Origin of the sequence: Sphingobacterium sp. IITKGP-BTPF85 (assembly GCF_001006065.1) — a bacterium.
GTDB classification, from domain to species: Bacteria; Bacteroidota; Bacteroidia; order Sphingobacteriales; family Sphingobacteriaceae; genus Sphingobacterium; species Sphingobacterium anhuiense.
Genome location: NZ_ASZT02000021.1, coordinates 17,871 through 39,709 on the forward strand (window position 1 = coordinate 17,871; position 21,839 = coordinate 39,709).

Here is a 21,839-nt window from a genome sequence, read left to right on the forward strand (position 1 = left end):
AATATAATAATGTATCATATCTTAATTTTTAAATTTTCACACTAGCTTTCTCTGTTTGATCAACATGAAGCTAGCATAAGGTTACATGCGCTAAGCACGAAAATTTCATTTATTAAACGAGCGAATAACTAGAATCATAAGATGTTACTGTTCATCTTCTAATATACGGGCTGTATGACTTGGCTCCTTGACACCAAAGAGTTTCTCCTGTAATGCCTGGAAAACAATAAATAAAATAGGAATAACAAATACACCAAATACAGTCCCGATCAACATCCCCCCTACAGCAGCAGTGCCGATAGATTTATTACTCAATGCACCGGCACCAGTAGCTAACATCAATGGAATCAATCCGAAAATAAATGCAAATGAGGTCATTAAAATAGGTCTTAACCTTGATTTTGCGCCATAGATTGCAGACTGCACCAATGTTCTTCCGCTCAATCGATGCAAGAGTGCGAACTCCACAATAAGAATCGCATTCTTAGCCAATAAACCGATGAGCATAATAAGGCTAATCTGTAAGAATATGTTATTATCTATACCAAATATTTGTGCAAAAATGAATGCTCCTGCCAAACCTATCGGTAAAGATAAAAGTACCGAAAAAGGCAAAATATAACTCTTATATTGTGCACTTAAAAGGAAATAGATAAAAAGAAGGCATAAGGAAAATATAAGTATTGTCTGACTGCCACTAGACAACTCCTCGCGGGTCAAACCCGAAAATTCATAAGTATAACCACGGTCTAAAGTTTGAGCTGCTGTCTCCTCTATTGCTTTGATCGCATCTCCAGAGCTGTATCCTTCATTAGGAATCCCTGTTATCGTACTCGATGTAAATAAGTTAAATCGCTGAATAAATTCCGGGCCATACGTTTTCTTCAAAGTCACAAATTCTGATATGGGCGCATATCCCCTTTCATAGTTCGAACATAGATCTTATTAATATCTTCCTCTTTTGCTCTATAATCAGCTCCTGCCTGCATCATGACCCGATATTGCTTTCCAAAACGATTAAGGTCCGAGGCATAGATACCTCCAAAATATCCCTGAAGTGTCGTCAATACCGTATTGACACTGACGCCTGCTGCCTTACATTGTGCTACGTTAATATTAATTTCTAATTCAGGAAAACCAATATAAAAAGAACTCGTAGGATAATTGATTTCAGGGCGCTTATTTAAAGCACCGATAAACTCATCAATATTTTCATTAAACTGCAGGTAATTTCCACCTGTTTTATCTTGTAACTGCACCTCAAAACCATTACTATTACCAAATCCCTGTAACGTCGGTGCCGCAAAGAAAATAATACTTGCTTCTTTGATATGAGCAGTTTTTTGAAATAACTTCTGTACAACAGCTGTGGCACTTTGGTCTTTTCCGGCACGTTCTTTCCAGGGTTTTAACCGAATGAACAATGCTCCATAGGAACCTCCAGTACCGTGCAGTAAGTCCATGCCTGAGAGTGTAGAAGATAATTCAACTTCCGGTATACTGCGCGCAATACTGTCGACTTCAAATGCAATCTTTTCCGTACGTTCTAGCGTAGATGCCGGCGGTAAAACCACATTTCCAAAGATAGCACCACCATCTTCATTAGGGACAAAACCTGTCGGTGTTGTTTTTACCAAGAAATAACATACCAGCGCAAATGTTGCAATACCTGCAAATGAAATCCATTTATAACGGATTAAAAGACGTACGACACCAATATATTTATTGGTTACTACTTCAAAAGCCACATTAAAACTGGCAAAAAACTTTGGCAAGAAACCCTTTGGCTTTTCAACATCTGCTACATGGGGTTTTAAGAGTAAAGCACATAGAGCGGGACTTAATGTTAACGCATTTATTGCTGAAATAATAATGGCCACTGCCAATGTCAGTCCAAACTGTTTGTAAAATACTCCAGCAGATCCTGTAATGAAAGTGACTGGTACAAAAACCGCCGACATAATCAAAGTAATTGAAATAATGGCACCACTGATTTCGCTCATGGCATGCAATGTAGCTTTCTTGGCCGATTTAGCCCCTTGATCTAATTTTGCATGTACTGCTTCGACCACCACAATAGCATCATCAACCACAATGCCTATGGCCAACACCAGTGCAAACAAAGTAAGGAGGTTAATGGTGAAACCAAAAAGCTTTAAAAAGAAAAACGTTCCTATAATGGCTACCGGTACTGCGATCGCTGGAATCAAAGTCGAACGCAGATCCTGTAAAAAGAGAAAGACCACTAAAAAAACCAATATAAATGCTTCAATAATTGTATAAATAACCTTCTCAACCGAAGCATCCAAAAAATCATTTGCATTCAAGAAAGTATGATATTCCACTCCTGGAGGAAAATCCTTTGACGCTTCTTTTAAAATATTTTCACAAGCAATGATCAAATCTCTTGCATTAGATCCCGAAATCTGGCTAATGGCACCTCCGGAAGAAAGTTTTCCCTGCGTAATTAGCGATGTCGTATAATCCAGGGCGCCAAATTCAATATCTGCGACCTCCTTTAAACGTAAGTAATCGCCCGCAACACCACTTTTCAAGATAATATTTTCAAATTGTTCAGGATCTTCGAGGCGCCCCGTATATTTCAATGCATATTGTAATGATTGACGGCTATTTTCACCTATTTTTCCCGGTGCAGCTTCAATATTTTGTTCCCTTAATGCTGCCATAATGTCTTCCGGTATAAGACCATGAGTGGCCATAACATCCGGTTTCAACCAAATACGCATCGAGTATTCCTGATCACTATAAATCTCTGTAGCACCAACACCCTCAACCCTTTTCATCTGAGGCATAATATTTATACGCAGGTAGTTATCGAGAAACTTCCTATCGTATTTTCCATCTTTACTGTAAAGCAAAAAACTAAAAGCCGTACTGCTCAACTGCTTGCTTGTTGTAATTCCTGCTTTAATAACATCCGCTGGTAGCAAGCTAGTAGCTTTACTGACCCGATTCTGTACATTCACTGCGGCCATATCTGCATTCGTTCCCTGTTTAAAAAAGATGGTAATAGTTGCAGTACCATTATTACTACCCGTAGAAGTCATGTAAGTCATATTCTCTACACCATTAATCTGTTCCTCCAAGGGTATAATCACACTTTTCATTACAACATTCGCGTTTGCTCCTTGATAAGAGGCTGTTACAACAACTGTCGGAGGTGCAATTTCTGGATATTGTGAAATAGGAAGTGACATCAGTCCCAGGATTCCCAGCATCACAATTATTATCGATATTACCGTCGATAGAACGGGATTTTCTATAAATTTTTTCAGCATTTCTTCTCTATTATTTTGTGGATACAGGGTTAGGTTGAATTTGCATACCATCTTTTAGGTTTCCAATTCCTTCAGTGATAATCATATCACCAGGCGCAAGCCCATATTGCACCACATAGTGTTGTTCTGTTGCTATCGGCAATACCTTTATTTCGGTAAGGTGTACGGTATTTTTAGCTTCTACCGTATAGACATAGTGATTTCCCTGCATTTCAAAAACCGCTTTTTTAGGAACCTTCACTGCTTCATCAATTGTGGTCGGGAGCTGTAAAGTTGCGCTCGCTCCGCTCCATAATAAACCATCAGGATTTGGAAATAATGCTCTAAAATTTGCAGATCCGGTTTCTAAACTTATGACCCCGCTCAGACTCTGAATTTTTCCTTTAGACCCGTAATCTTTTCCATCAGCAGTCCGTAAATTAACTTGAGGTATATTCCTTAACTTCTCAGCCATGCTCTTACCTGGATATTGATTTAGAAAGCTATTAAGCTGTTTCTGACTCAAAGAAAAATGCGCATATACTTCCTTCGTATTCGCAATTGTGGTCAAAGCAGTTTCGGAAGTACTACTGACTAGACTGCCCTTTTTAAGTGGCAACCGTCCTACTATACCTGATATTGGGCTAACAATCTGTGTAAATGCTAGTTGTGATTGTGCATCTGACAATGCTGCTTTTGCCTGATTAAGTTCAGCCTTTTTAACCCTTTCTACATTCTTCGCTGTCGTCAGTTCAAATGAATTTACGATTTTCTTGTCCACAAGAGACTGCGTTCTCAACACTTGAATACTAGCCGTTTCTAGGGCTGCTTCCACTGCTAATACTGCCGCTTTTCGTTGATTCACATCCTGCACGAATCGATTGGCATCTATTTTAAATAGCTTTTGCCCAGTGTGCACAAGACTGCCTTCTTCGATAAAGACTTCCTCTATATAACCATCTACTTTTGAACGAATCTCTACTGTCTGCAATCCTTCTAACGTCGTTGGATACTCTACCGACAAAGTCGCTTTTTCAGATTTTAGTGTAAGTACAGGATAGGCAATTATTTCACTTGTTGCTGTTTCTTTCTTTGAATCGCAGGAGACCATTCCCGAGACGAGAAATAACAATACATATAAGTGCATTTTTTCATGATAATAATTTAGTAATGAAACAATAAGTAATAAACTAGGCATGAGCTTTTGCCTAAGATTCCATACATATTATCGTTAAAAGACTAGACATAGGAATCCCGCTCCCCGCTCAAACCTGTATTTAGCTTGGGGATATTTTTACTCTTTTCTAGTGATAAAAACTAGATTTTAATCTTTATAGTAGTGAAATTACCTCTTCAGTATATTCCAATAGGGAACAACAGTTGTAAAGGCAAGAAATGCTGACTGAGCAATCTTTTTCGGACGGTGTATTTCTGGTGTATCTATCCACATAAAAATAATTATTACAATTCTTACTTAGCATTTACCAAATTTGATAATCAGAAGAAGTAGACTTACAGCTATCGATTTTGATAAGTGTGACAAAAGTAGTAATTTTGAATAATAAAACAACCAAACACTTGTTTTATTATTTTATGACGACAAACCGAATTTTAATGTTACTGAAAATGCGAGGTCCTTTAACGGCACTCGACATTGCCCATGAATTAAAAATAACCAAAGAAGGTGTTAGGCAACAGCTGGTTAAATTTATGGATGAAGGCTTGATTGAAGTAGAGACAGAATCAAAGGGAGTCGGGCGGCCACAAAAATATTTCAATATTTCAGAACTCGGAAACAGCAAATTTCCGGATACCCATGCAGAGTTAACGGTGAAATTATTGACAATAATTAAAGAGTCAATAGGGACAGAAGCTTTACAGACGATCATTGAAGTCAATGAAGCAACAGGAAAAAAAAGATATCACGAAGAGATCGACCCTTTACCCAATCTAAAGTCTAAGATTGAAAGATTAGTCTCCATTCGTACCCGAGAGGGCTACATGGCAGATTACACTGAAGATGACGAGGGATATCTGCTAGTAGAAAATCATTGTCCTATTTGTGCAGCGGCTAAAGTCTGCCAAGGATTTTGTGCTTCAGAACTTCAGATTTTTCAATCCGTCTTAGGCGAATCCGTTTCCGTACAACGTACCGATCATATCATAGCGGGCGCGAGACGTTGCGCATACCGTATCGTATCTTCTGCAAAAGGTTTCGAATAGCATTATACAGAAAATCCTCTCAAATTAAATGAGAGATTCTGTATAAATAGGAATTAAATAATATCGGTGACTGAATGACTTCATCCAAGCCAAAGCAAATCAATATGCTCTAAAGCGTATAGATTAAACCCCTATTTATGACATCTTATCAAAACGGTCGGCATTCATCACTTTATTCCAAGCTTTTACAAAAGCATCCACAAATGACTTTTCATTGCCGGACTCGGCATACACTTCTGCAACAGCCCGGAGTTCAGCGTGCGAGCCAAATACCAGATCAGCACGTGTCGCAGTCCACTTCGGTTGACCCGATTTACGGCAAGTACCTAAATACAATTCTTTCGTTTCATCCATTGGTTTCCACTGCGTTGCCATATCTAAAAGATTTACAAAAAAATCATTGGTCAGCTGTCCTGGAAGTGAAGTAAATACACCGTGTTTAGATTCGTCAAAATTAATATCCAGTACACGAAGACCTCCGATTAGAGCAGTCATTTCAGGAACAGAAAGATTTAATAATTGTGCTTTATCGATCAATAATTCTTCGGTAGATACTGCTTTGTTTTTTAATTTACGATAATTTCTAAATGCATCTGCAAGCGGCTCTAAGAAAGCAATCGACTCTACATCCGTTTGTTCTTGACTAGCATCTGTACGGCCCGAAATAAAAGGAACTTCCACATCATAGCCCGCCTGTTGGGCTGCTTTTTCAATAGCCGCTGCACCTGATAAAACAATGAGATCAGCAATTGAAACTTTTTTGCCACCAAACTGTGCATCATTAAACCGTGTTTGAATATCCGTTAATGCTGCTAATACTTTATTTAATTGCGCCGGTTTATTGACCTCCCAGGCATTCATCGGAGTTAAGCGAATTCGTGCTCCATTTGCTCCTCCCCGTTTATCTGAATTCCGGAAAGTTGAAGCCGAAGCCCAAGCTGTAGACACTAGTTCTGAAGTAGATAGACCTGTATTTAAAATCTGCGCTTTTAAAGATTGGATGTCTGTTTCATCTATCTCAGAATAATCAACTTTAGGAAGTGGATCCTGCCATATAAATTCCTCATGAGGCACATCTGCACCTAAATAACGAGAACGAGGTCCCATATCACGGTGTGTCAATTTGAACCAAGCTCGAGCAAATGCGTCAGCAAACTCTTGTGGATTATCCCTGAATCTACGTGATATTTTTTCATATTCAGGATCAAAACGCAAAGACAAGTCTGTGGTCAGCATTGTAGGTTTTAATTTCTTATTCGGATCATGTGCATGCGGAATAATATCTCCTGCATCTTTAGCGACCCATTGATGTGCTCCAGCAGGACTTTTTGTTAATTCCCATTCAAAATCAAACAAGTTTTCAAAAAATAGATTTGTCCACTCTGTAGGTCTACTTGTCCAGGTTACTTCTAATCCTGAAGTAATCGTATCACCTCCTTTTCCTGTGCCAAAAGAATTTTCCCAACCAAGCCCTTGAAGTTCCAAACCGGCTGATTCGGGTTCTTTACCAACATGATCCGCAGATGCAGCTCCATGCGTTTTGCCAAACGTATGCCCACCGGCAATCAATGCTACCGTCTCCTCATCGTCCATCGCCATACGTCCAAAAGTATCCCGGATATCTTTGCTGCCGCAATAGGATCAGGATTACCATCAGGACCTTCTGGATTAACATAAATTAAACCCATTTGAACTGCTGCTAATGGATTTTCCAAGTTCCGGCTATGTATTTTCCCATCAGCATTATCATCAGAGACCAATACGCCATGCCCCTCAGTTACACCTTCAGATCCATCCGCATAACGGACATCGCCACCGAGCCATTTTTTTCAGACCCCCAATAGACATCTTGGTCCGCTTCCCAAACATCCTCACGCCCTCCAGCATAACCTAATGTTTTAAAACCCATAGACTCCAAAGCCATATTTCCGGTTAAGATGAGTAAATCTGCCCAGGAGATTTTCCGTCCATATTTTTGTTTTATTGGCCATAACAGACGTCGAGCTTTATCTAAGCTTACGTTATCTGGCCAGCTATTTAATGGTGCAAAACGTTGCTGTCCTCGCCCAGCACCACCACGTCCATCCCCCACTCGGTAGGTACCGGCACTATGCCAGGCCATGCGAATAAATAATGGTCCATAATGCCCGAAATCTGCTGGCCACCAATCTTGAGACTGCGTCATCAATTCCTTTAAGTCACTTTTTATTGCATCCAAGTCCAAACGCTCAAATTCTTTCTTATAATCAAAATCCAAACCCATAGGATCAGACTTCACATCATGTTGACGCAACAAATTAACTTTTAACTGGTTTGGCCACCAATCTTGATTTGTTGTACCTCCACCAGCAACAGCTTTACGCAATGTTCCATTATGAAATGGACACTTATTAATGTCATTGAATTCGTTTTCCATTGGTTTCTAATTTTTCAAAAAAATTAACGATCTATTTTGGTTATCTCAATTAACTAAATTTAAACAAAAAAAATACCAAATGAAATTTATCTCATCTTTAGACTCTCCTAATAAATTAATTTTCAAACAAATAACAGTCTACATCCTTATACCTACACATCATAATATTTACAAAAAAGGCACTTAAAACGATATGCTGTCTTAAGCGCCTCCAAATCACTAAAATTATTAAATCTAAAATTATATGAGCCATCAACAATTGGTTAATGACAAAAAACATAACACTTTTATTGTGATAAAAGTGTTATTTACCCTAAAGACCAATAGAGATACCCAAATTAACGACCCTTTGATTTTGGTATGCATCACCAGCAGTGTTTGATGTCACTTCTGGATCTTGTTGATAGAGAGAATAATTTGTCCAAGTAAACAAATTATACCCACTTAAATAGATCCTAGCATTATTCATCTTGAAAGGCAACCAACGTTCAGGCAACTGATATCCCAATTCGACAGATTTCAGTCTTAAATATGTAGCATCTATCAACCAAAAATCGGACATATAAGATGATGGACTATTAATTGTTGTCGGGTTAGTTGTCAAACGTGGAAACTTTGCTACAGCGGCAGTTTCAGGCGTCCAACGCTCTTTATGAATGGGTTGGAATTGACTTTGAAATGGTTCGATACCTGCACCCTGCACACTAAAACTATATCCTGTCGTCCCTTGTAGCAAAGCACTAAAACTAAATCCTTTGTAACTTCCTCCCAACGTTAGTCCAAAACTTGTATTCGGAATATTTGGTTTTCCTATTGCTGTCCTGTCATAATCATCGATTAATCCATCTCCATTTAAATCTTTATATCGTAAATCTCCTGGGCGCACATCATAAGCTCCGGCTGGTTTAGGACTTCCTTCTATATTTCCCTCGGTATAAAAACCATCAAAAAGATAACCAAAAGGTTGATTAACCTGATGTCCCGTAACTTGCAACCACGGAAAAGCGGGCATTGGTTCATCCTGAAACAATACCTTATTCTTAAAATAAGTCAATACTCCTTTTAAATTGTAATTGAATTCTCCAATATGATCATTATAGTTCAACTCAAACTCCACTCCTTTATTTCGCACACGCGCAATATTGGTTGGTGAAACTCCTACACCAATAAGTAAAGGCAAAGATTGTGAACTAACTAATTGGTCATACCGTATATTATTAAAATAATCCATGACTAATGAAAATTTGTTCTTCAGAACACTTACATCTAATCCGACATCAAATGATTTTTGCTTCTCCCAGGTCACATTACTATTTCCCAAATTTCCTTCAAAAATAGTTCCTACGGGTTGATGGGTTTCGCCAAACGAATATCCTCCCCCCTCAGTGTACACCTGTTGGTATAGATAGCGGTCACCTTCTACTTTATCCGAACCGACGATACCATAAGAGGCCCGCAGTTTGAATAGGTCTACAAATGAAAAATTATCTTTAAAGAATCCTTCTTTTGCGATATTGTATCCTGCTGAAATTGCTGGAAAAACACCGTACCTTTTATCAGATTTAAAACGATCAGAACCGTTATATGCAACAGTCATATCCACCAGATATTTTTCTTGATAATCATATCCTGTACGAAACGTAAAACCTTGAAAATTCTGAGGTATCCAATTGATCATCTTATCTCCTTTAGTCTTATAGGACTCTCTATTGTACAGTAATAACGTATTAACATGATGATCACCAAAGGCACGAACATAATTTAGATTAGCTTGTACATTCACACGACTATTATAATCCCCTTGATAAGCACGTAAGGTGTAATTATCTAAAACATATGGTGCACCACCTTTTAACTGATACCCATCAGATTCGGGTAGGTACTTATAGACAGGAATTTGATCACGACTCTGTTCACGTCCATTTGACTCAATACTAGCATAAGCGATACGTGTAGACAAAGACAGTCCCTTTGTGATCGCATCCAACTCCTGAGTTCCTCCAAAGAGAATATTGATATCGTTTCGACGATTCAAACTGTATCCAGCAGTTGCCAGACGTGCATTGATAGTCGGTAGCAATTCCTGTGTATCACTTGCATAAGCGTATGAGCCGTTTGGATTAAGAAATGGTGCCGACCAAGGACGTATTTTATTGAAATTGAATATCTCTCCAACGATATTTCCCGCACGTGGATTATTGATATTATTAAAGTTTGCTCTAAAATCTAACCGCAGTTTTAAACTCTTAGTTGCTTGTACATCCAAATTAGACCTCAAATTAAAACGACGGTAATAATAATTGTTATTAACTTTATCTCCTTCATTTTCAAAATTATAAAGATTGCCATCTTGAGAGAAAGCTCCTCCAGAAATAAAATACTTGATACTTTCACTACCACCAGAAATATCGACATTACTATTATATTGTAAACTCCTTGGTTTAAATATCTTATTATACCAGTTTACATCAGGATGGCCATATGGATCATCCCCAGTACGAAAATGTTCTAGTGAACTGGCACTAAATGGTTGGTATGTATTATCTCCAACGGTATTGGCAATAGCCTCATTCCAGAGTAATGCGCTCTCATAAGCATTTAAAAAATCTAATTTGCTAACTGGACTCTGCATTCCAGATTCCAACCGAACATTTACTTTAGGTTTCCCAGACATGCCACGCCTGGTCTTAACGACCAGTACCCCATTTGCACCTTTTATACCAAAAACAGCAGTTGTAGAGGCATCTTTCAATATTGAAATACTTTCAATCTCATTCATATTTATTTGAGAAAGTTGTTCATACGTGTATTCAATATCATCAACAATGATCAAGGGCTGGTTGCCGCTTGGATTCAGGGAACTAACACCACGGATGTAAAAATCAGAAGCATCACGCCCTGGTTGACCTGAACGTTGTACAGAAATAAAGCCGGGCAACCGTCCTGAAAGTGCATTCTGCACACTAGAGGTTGGAACCTGTCGAATTTCTGCCCCTTTTATAGAACTTACAGCACCTGTACTTGTTAGTTTTTTTGTTGTTCCATACCCTACAACAACCACTTCATTGATATCTTGACTCGTTGACTGCATGATGACCTCGACATGCTCTCCATCCTTGACTTTACGCTCCTGTGTTGCATAGCCAATACTACGGAATAATAGTGTCTTATTTCCTTTTAAGGTCAGTTTAAATCGTCCATTTTGATCCGACTGAGCCTGATTACCACCTTCTTTTTCGGTAATTGTAACACCTTCCAAAGGACCTGATGTATTCTTCACCAAACCTGTTACCACAGCTTGTGCTAAGCTGAGTAACGGCATACTAAATATGATTAGTAATAAATATATACCTTTTTTCATGCGTATGTTCGCTAATAGAAATTAATTGGATTACCAGCCCGGATTTTGTACCATTTTTGGATTTTTGATCACTTCGCTAAATGGTATTGGTGCTAAGTACATTTTCTTCTCAAAATTCATCTTCAACACGGGCACAGTCTGACGAATTTGGCCTGTATTTGTCTGATAAATAACTGCAGCATGTAGCTCTCTGTTGAAAACTGTTTCTGCGATCTTCCATCTCCTGACGTCATAAAAACGATGTTCTTCAAAAGCCATTTCTTTACGTCGTTCGTTTTGAATCAGCAGACGCATCTCGATCTTACTCATACCTGCTTTCAGTTCGAAAGGATTCATTCCTGCTCGTTTCCGAATCGCTTCGACTACCTGATAGACCGAAGCATCTGGCTTGTCAATCGCTCATTTCTTGCCTCCGCATAATTCAATAATGTCTCAGAAAAACGAAACAAAATATAATCATGGTTCACATTACTATAGTTCGTTGCTGTTTCAAAATCACCCATAAACTTACGTACATAATAAGCTGTTTTTGTCTGCTGTATCGTTCCCCCAGGTTTGTCGGCTCCGCCTTCAAAGTTTGGACTGGACGATTCAGCCACATGGCACCATTATAAAATATAGTAGCATAAAAACGGATATCTCTACCTAAATATGGATCGTTGGCATCATATCCCGAATTTGGATCATCAATCGGTAAACCATTGGCCATACCATAGGCATCAACAAGTTCTTGAGTAGCACTAGTCCTCCCATTGTTAATTCCAACAGAATAACCAATAGGTCCATTATTATTCTCCACACTCGTGGTATTATCACCTTGTTTAGAAAAGATACGTTCCATATTACGTGTCGTAAATACCTTTTTAAATTCGGGCTCCAATTTATAAATACCCAGATCCATAATAGCTTTAGCTGCATCTTCGGCAGCTTGCCAACGCGCAAGCGAAAAATCAAGATAACCAGTCAATCCATTTCCAGCCTCTATATTTTCACCATTAAACAAAGGGCTGGCGGCATACAATAGTACCCTAGATTTTAATGCCATAGCGGCAGCTGTTGTCGGTCTACCAAAAAATTGCAGATTCATCGGATCAATTCTTAAGCTATCTTTTACTTGCTCACATTCCTGAACAATATAACTCACACACTCCTGAAAACTATTACGAGGTTGCTCAATATCATCATTCAATTGATATACTTTATCACCCAGTAAAGGAACTCCACCATAGCGCTTTACCAATTCAAAGTAAAACATAGCCCTTAAAAAACGAGCTTCAGCCTTCCATACCCGATTAAATGGGGTACCATTTTCCAATTCCCCTTTTAACGGCACCAGATCGATATTGTTGATAAAGATGGTTGCTCTACGAATACCTTGATAATTAGCTGTCCATTGGTTATCTAAGTAACTATCTGAAGTATAGGTCCCTGTAGCCAATTGCTGCACTGAAGTATTTGTTGGATTTGAAGAGACGGCATCATCTGTAGATGCATCCAGATAATCCCCTCCTACACGGTTACCTAAACTGGGCAAAAATCGATAGCAATCTGCTAAAAAGCGGTTTGCATTTACACCTGCAGAGTCTCGTTTATCAAACACTTGATCGAGCGTCTGTAACTCAATAGGTTCTGTTTCTAGATCACTCTTACAGGAGAAAACAAACAAAGCCATTCCTATTATGCCAAACCATTTTAGATTTATATAGTTCATAATTATTTGTGTCTAAAGTTTATAATTTGATGTTCACGCCAAAGTTTATGATACGTTGCGCCGGATAGGCTCCATTCGCATTGATCTCTGGATCCAACCTACTGTAAGGTGTTGTTGTAAATAAATTTTGAGCATTGGTAAATAGTCTGAGAGAAGATACATTGATCTTTCTGGTGATATGAAATGGCAAAGTATAACCAAGCTCGATATTTCGAATCCGCAAATAATTTCCTGAATGTGTCCAATAACTTGAATTATTTAAATAAGGGGTATTTGTCGGGTCGGAACCAATGCTCAAACGTGGATAGGTCGCAGACATAGCTGTCTCGGGAGTCCATCTTCCTAACAAAAAGTCATAACCTTGCGCATCACCATTTGCACCAAAAGAATAGTCTGTCTGCTGATAACTACGATTTGTCACACCTTGCAGGAGCATACTAAAATCAATACCTTCAAAATTAAAACCAATTGTTGCCCCATAATACAGTATAGGGTCAGTATTACCAATAGCTGTTTGGTCATAAATATTAATTAAACCATCCCCATTTAGATCTAACAAGCGAACATCCCCTGGTTGTACAAGATCACCACCTAATCGAGGAGCTTTATCGGCTTCTTCTTGGCTTTGGATCAAGCCATCGGCCAAATAACCAAAAGTCTGTCCAACAGGCATTCCCGTACGGCGGTTCCAATCATACTTTTGAAACACCTCGTTCATATAACGTACCTCAGTCCGCATTCGAGAAGCATTGGCAGTTACGAAATAATTAAAATTGTTCCACCGATCTTGATAGGTTAGACTTAACTCCTGACCTGTATACAAGTTCTTACAGATATTCTCTGTTGGATATCCGATACCGATCAACTCAATGTCCGAGCCTCGCTTTTGGAGCAGATCAAAGTATTGATCTCTAAAATATTCTGCAGATAGCTTTAACTTACCTTTCCATATCGTCATGTCCAGCCCTAGGTTAAACTTATCTCCTTTTTCCCAAGTGGCATCAATATTGGCCAAACCCTTTTCGACCAGACTATTTACATAGGCGTATTCTGAACCAAAGCTATAACCATTATTGCCATCTTGACCATAAGAGGCCCGCCAACTGTAATAACCCAAAGCTCCCTCATTGGTATTGCCCGTGCGGCCGAATGTGGCACGAAGCTTTAAATGATCGAGCCAGTTCTCTTGTTCTTTCAAGAAACTCTCCTGCGCTAAATCCCAACCTAATCCTGCCGCATAGAACAGTCCATAACGACTGCCCGGTTGAAAACGGTTGAATCCAGAATAGTTCATGGCGAGTTCTACAAAATATTTTTTCTTGTAAGCATAATTACCCGTCGCAGCTATATTGGTATATATGGAAGGCAGATCAATTGGTAATTCGAATTTTGACGATCAAAAAATATCTTCCCACCAATCGTATGATCGCCATTGATTTCACGATCATAGCCCAATGCACCTTGAAAATAGAAAAAATTAGCTGTTGAGGTCGTCGCAAAAGAATTGGGTTGATCTGCAATAGTACCATAACGAACATAGACCAGCTCCCCCTGATCATTATAGCGGGCATCATAAACGGGTTGCTTTCGGTTGCGATCAATAAAACTAGAAGAGGTAGCCGAAACATTTACCTTTCCTTGCGCATATAAACCTGGTAACCATTTATCAAACTTATAGCGAAAGTCTAAATTTGCTAAAAGATCACGGGTATTATCCAGCAAATATCCTGATCCTGTCACTTGCTGATAGAGGTTACTTCTATAAACCGAAGATCCACCATATGAACCATCATCATTAAAAATGGGATAAGCATTATTTGGCGTATTATATAAAGACTGTAAAATATTTTGAGTCCCCGCACCTGGCTGACGTCCGTCCTGAATTCGACCAAAAAGCTGTAAACCAATCGTAAAATCACTGGTCACATCCACATCTATGGCACTATTAATCAAATATCGCCCTTGACTCAGATTGGTATCATAATCAAACTCATCCCATGACTTAAACATACCATCTTGGCGTAAATAACTTAAAGAAAGTGAGTATCGCGCATTTTTCACCCCACCGTTGACACCCAAATTGTATTTACTCATCGGATTATTCCCCTGTTGTACCGCGTCATACCAGTTGACATTTGGATAAAGCAAAGGAGAACTTCCGTTGTTAAATGCATCAAAATCTTCTTGTCCATAGACCGGTTGACGACCACTGTTCAATAAAGCTTCATTATAGAGGTAGGCATATTGTGCAGCACTCAATGGTTTTGGTGTTTTTAGAGGATTCTGAATACCATATTGAGCCGAAAACGAAATCCTCGGTGGGCCTATTTTCCCTTTTTTAGTTGTGATCTGTAACACACCACGGGAACTTCGCTGACCTAACAGTATTGTCGACAAAGCATCCTTAGCCACAGTAATTGATTCGATGCTTTCTGGATCAATTGCATAGATCTCTCGTTGTACACCATCAATAATAGTCACTGGATTTTGGCCACGTAACTGAAAATTTAGTTCTGTATTATCACTGATACTTGAGCTGTATTTTGTGGCATCTGTTGGTAGAGAGCCTGCAAGATCCAAAGAGGTAATACCCGTTGTCCGCGCATTCCTAAAACCATTGGTTTCCTGTGTATAAAAACCTGGTAAACGTCCTGTCAATGCGTTCAGGTATAAGGCAGTTGGTGTACTTCGCAATTGGCTATTATAAACAACAGCAACAGAACCAAGTAAACTCTTTTTTTCACGCTTATCATATAACACATTCACTAAAGGTTCTTCTGCAAGATAATTGGGAGTTAAAGATACCGCACCCACTGCATCTAACGAAATCCTTTTGGTATAATATCCTGGATAAGAAATCAAACTTCCATTGTCGTATCTGTAACTGAAATCTGGACTCGTCCTTCTTCATCGGTATTACCGAGCAACTGCTGTTGAATAGAATAAACTTTAGCTCCTTCCACAGGTTTACCATATTCATCTAGTACTCTAATTGGTGTTTTTTTCTGATATTTATAGCGCATTAGCGTATTCCCTATTCTTGGGAAAGCTGTTGCTTGAACAATAAACCCACCTGAACAAAGCAGCAGGATCGTTATTGCATTTATTTTCATGGAACATTTCAACATTTTTCAAATTTTTTAGGTTCTTATTGGATGTATTACTGCTGATGGTTATTCGCAACGGAACGTATATTTGAATGGCTTATCTGTATTGCCATAACCGACTATTTTGGAACCTGTCGCATCGGTATAATAATATTCCAACCAAGCTATATGTGTCTCCTTGTTGAGGTTGAAGTAGCCTCTTGGCCAAAGATCTATGAGATATTTTTTACCTCCAATAGGTTTCACCTGCGTAAGTTCTGTTTTTTCATTGACCTCCCCGATCAACTTCCCTTCTTCATCAAAAGCCTTTACCTGTAAATAGATCTGTTGCATTCCATCCAACACAGTACTTGTCACGCCACCATCAAAAGTAAGTGTGATGATGTCATTGTCTAGGCTCTTGACAGGCTGTACGGTACCCAATTGCGGATTTATAAAATCTACCAAATCTCCATCTCCATCCGTAACTTCAAAGGGATCTGAAAAAGCAAATTTTTTATAATCAGTATCCTCTGGTCGTAAATTTTCTATGGAAGATCCCACATAAAAGCCAAGACTGACCAACATATTTTCTTCGCTCGTGAGACTCGTGACTTTCACATCAAAATCAATATCTTCATTATTGACAAATGTGTAAGACTGTGTACTTCTATAGACAATCCATTCAAAATCATCAATCAAATTAGGCCCTATACCGAACATCTTTTTTGCAGCCTGATGCCAACTAAGTCCCGAAACAGGTTCAATTTCAGCATCCGGAATCATCCGCATCGTACCGTTTCCTTTTGGACTCGTAAAAGTTAAAACAGCATTTTTACGTGCATTCCAGCCTTTTGGCACCATGATTCCTGCCAGTAATTGCGTTGTATAATTATTACCATCTCCTCCGATGCGTGGTTCGGCACCACTGTGCATCGTTAAGTGACTTGCTGTCCGGCTTTTGCCTGTTTTGGAACCGTAACTGTCAAAGACTTAAGTCCGCACTGTACCAAAATCAAAGTCAAGAACATAACGATTAGCATAGCAGGATGGAGCAGTTTTTGGAATAAACTTTTCATAGAATCTTAATTTACACGTTCAAAATTAAACTGATATGTATTGCTGGAACACCCCAGACTAAAAGTCAGACTAAGCTGTCTTTTCCCCGCTTTAACTGGAAACTGAAACTTAAGAGGAATATCTTTTTTCTCATCATCAGGAGTTAAAATCAAGCTAAATGGAAATTGTGGATCATTGAATACATATTTCCCTGGAGCGGCCACAATAAAAGGAAGTTGATCCGCCAGAGTATAGGTACCATCGGCATTAAAATTTATTTTAAAATTTGTAAGATCCATCCGCTTTCCTACATCTTCGCCATTGCGTGTCAACTCTACAACTTCCAATTACCGCTGATATCTTTCACAGATTCTTCCGTTGCAATTTTTGCTATCTCATCCTTACAAGATGAGAGCACCATGAAGCTCAATAGCATCAAGATAAATGGTGCAAATATTTTTATATTCATGATTCAGTTTTACTAATATCCAGGATTTTGTAATAAATCGGCAGATTTTGCCACCTCAGACTGTGGTATAGGCCACAGGTACATTCTTTTGTCAAAGACACGTTTTCGTACATTAATGGTAGAATATTTTGTTTCACCGCTTATACGCACCGGTTCGGTACCATGCAATTGACGATTCTCCATATTTTCTGCAATTTTCCAGCGACGTACATCAAAGAAACGGTGACCTTCAAACGCCAGTTCTTTTTGTCTTTCATTCCAGATTATTTTCCTCATTTCCTGCTGAGACAACCCTGGAGTTAAAGCATAAGGAGAAAGTCCAGCTCTTTTTCGAATATCTTCTACAGCCTGATAAACTTTCTGATCGGGCATAGCCAAGTATTCATTTCGTGCCTCTGCATAATTCAACAAAATCTCGGCATAACGAATGATCGGCATGCAACGAGGAGTTACCGTATTGAACCAATCGGCAGCAACATCACGATTCACCATTTTATATGTGTAATATCCCGTCGGAGTACCTTTATATATGGCATCTTGCCAGAAGTCACATTATTGGAATTCGTTTTGTCAATATAAATATTCACAGGTCTTTTGGCCAAGCCATCACGATGAAAAACAAGAGATTGATCCCGGGTAATGGTATTTGCAAATCGAGGATCCCGATCTTTATACGGCTGTTTAGGGTCATATCCCGAATTTGGATCATCTATTGGTAAACCATTTTTCATCCCAAAAGCATCTACCGTTTCGAGGTATGGATAAGCGCCCGAATTGCTAACACCAAAAGTTGGTGGATTCCATATCCCTTCTAAATCCCGATTCGTATTTTGCATTCTTGCCAAAAGGTATTCCGCATTCTTACGCAATTGAAATACCTGATAAAAGCCATAACCTGCCTCACTGTTATCTCCTTGATGCAAAGCATAAATTCCAGATTCCATTACCTGCTCGGCTGCTTGTTCTGCTCGCTCCCAACGGCCTTTATCTTCATTTGGATATGCCACCACAGCCTGTAAAGGCCCCTCCGCAGTAATTCCTTGACCATTATAAAGTGGGCTCGCGGCATAGAGCAGCAACCTGGATTTTAATCCATAACAAGCAGCTTTAGTAATACGTCCATAGTTTTCTCCACTATGATTCCAAGGTAGATCTTCGGCTGCGGCATCACATTCTTCAGCGATATAGTCGACACATTCTGCAAAGGTATTACGAACTGAGGGAATTGCACTGCTTGCTTGAAAAACCGAATCTCCCACTAAGGGTACGCCTCCATAATGTTCCAAAAGGATAAAGTAATAATAAGCTCTCAAGAAACGTGTTTCAGCTTTCGACCGAATTTTAATATTTTCGCCAAACTTAGCACCTGGCAAATTTTTGAGCATGATATTAGCCCTGCGGATATTGGTATAACTAGTCGTCCAAGCATCTTTAGTAATCATATTGGAATTAACGGTTCCGGTGGCAAACTGTATAAAAGTATTAATAGTACCAAGACCAGCTCCTTCTGCTTCGTCCGTACTTGCATCCAAACCGCCGCCACCAAAACGTTTTGGCCAACTGACGAAACCAATTTCACTGTAAATACCAGATAAAAAATTAATGGTATAAGCACTATCGGAAAAAACAACCTGCTCATTCAATTCAGATGATTGAGTCTGATCCAGAAAACCCTGTTTACTACAGGATAAAAAAATAGGAATAGCAGCAGCTATACAAATAAAGAGTCTCTTATTCATAATTAGATCTATAGATAGGTATTCCAATGGTTTATATTGGTTTAATTGGTTTCTTCAAATCAATTGGAATACAGAAATTAAATTGGTTATATATATCGGTTGACGGACAAAAATTCTCCGTCTTTCGTTCTTTTATGGACCACCATACTGACACGGAAGCAAGCGCATCTTAATAAGATACTTATCAGAAATTATAGTTCTCTTAATCATTCGTACCTTTTAATTGACTTAAAGAAAATGGTCTAGCTTCTTTTGCGACACCCCTTGTGTAATTAGGTTTATCCCCCATTTCAAATTCTAATTCACCACCATTCAAAATATCCCTATATGTAATAAAATTCTTATCGTAATTCATCCCATTCAACTTGGCATTTTGTATATAGACATTTTTAGTATTATTATTCTTAGCATGCACAACAAAGCGCTTTCCATTTTCCAATGTGATAGTCGCCTTCTGAAACACTGGACTTCCGATGACATATTGGTCTGTCCCAGGACAAACACTATATATCCCTAAGGCACTCAACACATACCAAGAAGACATCTGTCCTTGATCTTCATCACCTGGATATCCTCTTTCTGTTGCGTTGTAAAATTGTGAACTCACCATTCGAACCTGCTTTTGGGCTTTCCATGGTTGTCCACTAAAATTATATAGGTAAGATACATGCTGTGTTGGTTGGTTACCATGCGCATATTGTCCCATTTTCGCTAATAACATTTCGCGCATTTCATGGATCTCCTGCTTATATGAACCATATTTAATGGTTTGTTCCATTGTGAAAAAAGAATCCAACTTTGCATTGAATCGTTGCTCGTCACCAACCAAGTTGATCAAACCATTGATATCATGCAATACTGACCAAGTATATTGCCAGGCATTTGCTTCGGTAAAAGCCCCTCCCCATTCCACGGGGTCAAAATTTGGCATCCAATCACCGTTGGGTAGACGCCTCTTACAAAGTTTACTGCAGGATCAAATACATTTCTATAGTTGTACATTTGACGACCATAAACATTCTTATAGAATTCATTATCAGTTAAATTTGCGAGTTGATAGGCACAAAAATCATCATAAGCATATTCCAATGTCTTAGCAGTACTTTCATGGAGATCTTCACTGTAAGGAATGTAACCTTTAGTAAAATAATCCTTCCATCCTTGACGTCCATTGGATCCACCCCAAAATCCTTTATTGGTCACTTCATGATAATAAGCATTCAAAGCACTATCCGGATCAAACGTACGAATCCCCTTTACCCAAGCATCCGCAAGTAAAGAAATAGCATGATTACCGATCATCACTCCCGACATCCCTGGATTGGACCATGTCGGGAAAAAGCCTGCCTGCTGCTGTGCCGTCAATAAAGATTGCATATAACGACCCTGCATTTCCTGATGTAAGATGTTACTCAGTGGAAACTGAGCTCGAAATGTATCCCAAAAACCATTATCAGTATACATATAGCCTTGATGTATCTTGCCATCGTAAGGACTATAATAATATGGATTTCCTCGCTCATCCAACTCATAGAATTTCCTTGAAAAAAGATTTGCACGGAATAGGCAAGAGTAAAAAGTTGCCTTTTCCGCCTCAGTGCCCCCCTCTACCAGGACTCTATTCAACAACGAATTCCAAGTATCAAATGCATTCTTTTTATTTACCTCAAAATTCTTATTCCCATCCAATTCCTGGTCAAAATTACGTTCGGCTTGTGCTGGACTTATATATGAGGAGGCGATTTTCACTTCAACTTTTGTCCCAGGCTTGAATTCCAGATAAGCACCTACCCCCTTTCCTGCAGCATGTTTATTTCCTCCTTCGTTGCTGTTGTTTACATTTTCCCAAGTACCGTAAGCTTTAAAATCCTGATCAAAAACCAATACAAAATAGTTCCTAAAATTTTCAGGGACAAAACGGCCGTTGTTGACATATCCCATGATCTTTCGTTCCTCCGGAATGATCGTCACTTCACTATCTTTCATAAAACCATCCAGTATCAAATAGGCATTTTCTTTTTTAGGAAAACTAAACCGCATATGTCCACCCCGTTCTACTGGGGTAACTTCAGCATAAATACCATTATCAAATTTCACCGCATAATGATTCGGTTTAGCCACTTCATTTTCATGACTAAAAGATAAGGCGCGAGCTTCCTCCTGTACCTTTAACTGACCGATTCCCGGCATTAAAGAAAAGACAGCATAATCTCCCATCCAAGGACTACATTGATGTACTTGTTGAAATCCACGAATCGTATTTGCTTTATATTGATATTTCCAACCATCTCCGTTCTTACCTGTCTGTGCCGAAAAGAAATGCACACCAAAAGGTAAACCTACAGTAGGATAAGTATTTCCGTAAGACAGAGACCATTCTGAGTCTGTCCCCTGCAACGTATTGACATATTTAACCAGATCGGTCTGTTGCGCATAACCTTGGTTCCATCCGAACAATACAGTCATTAGATAACATATAATTTTCCTTTTCATTTGA

At 38.9% G+C, this 21,839-nt stretch carries 16 protein-coding genes and 2 pseudogenes; 1 reads left to right on the top strand and 17 read right to left on the bottom strand.

Annotation, left to right across the window (positions count from 1 at the left end):
• Nucleotides 1–144: 144 nt before the first annotated feature.
• A pseudogene (locus L950_RS06345) lies at nucleotides 145–3,350 on the bottom strand (efflux RND transporter permease subunit).
• A complete protein-coding gene (locus L950_RS06350) occupies nucleotides 3,310–4,425 on the bottom strand; it encodes an efflux RND transporter periplasmic adaptor subunit (RefSeq protein ID WP_046791990.1) in 1,116 nt (371 codons plus the stop codon). Before L950_RS06350 ends, L950_RS06345 begins: the two are co-directional and overlap by 41 nt.
• Before the next feature lie 389 nt (nucleotides 4,426–4,814).
• Between L950_RS06350 and L950_RS06355 the strand changes: the two genes are divergently transcribed.
• The gene (locus L950_RS06355; RefSeq protein WP_231576926.1) at nucleotides 4,815–5,501 is read left to right on the top strand and encodes a helix-turn-helix transcriptional regulator; all 687 of its coding nucleotides are present in this window, start codon (nucleotides 4,815–4,817) and stop codon (nucleotides 5,499–5,501) included.
• Between the two features lie 135 nt (nucleotides 5,502–5,636).
• Here the strand turns inward: L950_RS06355 and L950_RS36285 are convergent, their stop codons facing one another.
• The 15 genes and pseudogenes from L950_RS36285 to L950_RS06400 form a co-directional block, all read right to left on the bottom strand.
• The gene (locus tag L950_RS36285; protein ID WP_316930552.1) at nucleotides 5,637–7,094 is read right to left on the bottom strand and encodes a peroxidase family protein; all 1,458 of its coding nucleotides are present in this window, start codon (nucleotides 7,092–7,094) and stop codon (nucleotides 5,637–5,639) included.
• Entirely contained in the window at nucleotides 7,073–7,216 is a 144-nt protein-coding gene (locus tag L950_RS36290; protein ID WP_316930553.1) for a hypothetical protein, read from the bottom strand. The genes L950_RS36285 and L950_RS36290 overlap by 22 nt, the downstream gene beginning before the upstream one ends.
• Before the next feature lie 62 nt (nucleotides 7,217–7,278).
• Nucleotides 7,279–7,917, bottom strand: coding sequence for a peroxidase family protein (locus L950_RS36295; RefSeq protein ID WP_316930554.1), 639 nt, complete (start codon nucleotides 7,915–7,917; stop codon nucleotides 7,279–7,281).
• 313 nt (nucleotides 7,918–8,230) lie between these two features.
• Entirely contained in the window at nucleotides 8,231–11,278 is a 3,048-nt protein-coding gene (locus L950_RS06365) for a SusC/RagA family TonB-linked outer membrane protein (RefSeq protein WP_031289866.1), read from the bottom strand.
• A 30-nt stretch (nucleotides 11,279–11,308) separates the two neighbouring features.
• On the bottom strand, nucleotides 11,309–11,614 hold the full coding sequence (locus L950_RS35080; RefSeq protein WP_052764334.1) for a RagB/SusD family nutrient uptake outer membrane protein: 306 nt from the start codon (nucleotides 11,612–11,614) through the stop codon (nucleotides 11,309–11,311).
• 26 nt (nucleotides 11,615–11,640) lie between these two features.
• Nucleotides 11,641–11,781 carry a RagB/SusD family nutrient uptake outer membrane protein gene (locus L950_RS35085; RefSeq protein WP_262507007.1) on the bottom strand — a complete coding sequence of 47 codons (141 nt, stop codon included), beginning with the start codon at nucleotides 11,779–11,781 and terminating at the stop codon, nucleotides 11,641–11,643.
• Nucleotides 11,742–12,989: a RagB/SusD family nutrient uptake outer membrane protein gene (locus tag L950_RS06370; protein ID WP_262507008.1), complete on the bottom strand. Its 1,248-nt coding sequence runs from the start codon at nucleotides 12,987–12,989 to the stop codon at nucleotides 11,742–11,744. The genes L950_RS35085 and L950_RS06370 overlap by 40 nt, the downstream gene beginning before the upstream one ends.
• A 19-nt stretch (nucleotides 12,990–13,008) precedes the next feature.
• Complete coding sequence (locus tag L950_RS32195; RefSeq protein ID WP_052764336.1) at nucleotides 13,009–14,283, bottom strand: hypothetical protein; 1,275 nt, start codon at nucleotides 14,281–14,283, stop codon at nucleotides 13,009–13,011.
• 50 nt (nucleotides 14,284–14,333) lie between these two features.
• Nucleotides 14,334–15,851, bottom strand: a complete 1,518-nt coding sequence (locus L950_RS32200; RefSeq protein ID WP_052764337.1) for a TonB-dependent receptor plug domain-containing protein — start codon at nucleotides 15,849–15,851, stop codon at nucleotides 14,334–14,336.
• Complete coding sequence (locus L950_RS06380; RefSeq protein ID WP_021192411.1) at nucleotides 15,848–16,102, bottom strand: Ig-like domain-containing protein; 255 nt, start codon at nucleotides 16,100–16,102, stop codon at nucleotides 15,848–15,850. Before L950_RS06380 ends, L950_RS32200 begins: the two co-directional genes overlap by 4 nt.
• Nucleotides 16,103–16,162: 60 nt before the next feature.
• The gene (locus tag L950_RS06385; protein ID WP_021192412.1) at nucleotides 16,163–17,011 is read right to left on the bottom strand and encodes a DUF4961 domain-containing protein; all 849 of its coding nucleotides are present in this window, start codon (nucleotides 17,009–17,011) and stop codon (nucleotides 16,163–16,165) included.
• Between the two features lie 149 nt (nucleotides 17,012–17,160).
• Nucleotides 17,161–17,481: a DUF5004 domain-containing protein gene (locus tag L950_RS06390; protein ID WP_021192414.1), complete on the bottom strand. Its 321-nt coding sequence runs from the start codon at nucleotides 17,479–17,481 to the stop codon at nucleotides 17,161–17,163.
• A gap of 134 nt (nucleotides 17,482–17,615) precedes the next feature.
• Nucleotides 17,616–18,095 (bottom strand): RagB/SusD family nutrient uptake outer membrane protein, encoded by a 480-nt coding sequence (locus L950_RS32205; RefSeq protein ID WP_231576927.1) that lies wholly within the window; start codon nucleotides 18,093–18,095, stop codon nucleotides 17,616–17,618.
• Nucleotides 18,089–19,342: a RagB/SusD family nutrient uptake outer membrane protein gene (locus tag L950_RS06395; protein ID WP_231576928.1), complete on the bottom strand. Its 1,254-nt coding sequence runs from the start codon at nucleotides 19,340–19,342 to the stop codon at nucleotides 18,089–18,091. Before L950_RS06395 ends, L950_RS32205 begins: the two co-directional genes overlap by 7 nt.
• Nucleotides 19,343–19,544: 202 nt before the next feature.
• Nucleotides 19,545–21,835 (bottom strand): annotated as a pseudogene (locus tag L950_RS06400) (GH92 family glycosyl hydrolase).
• Nucleotides 21,836–21,839 lie beyond the last annotated feature (4 nt).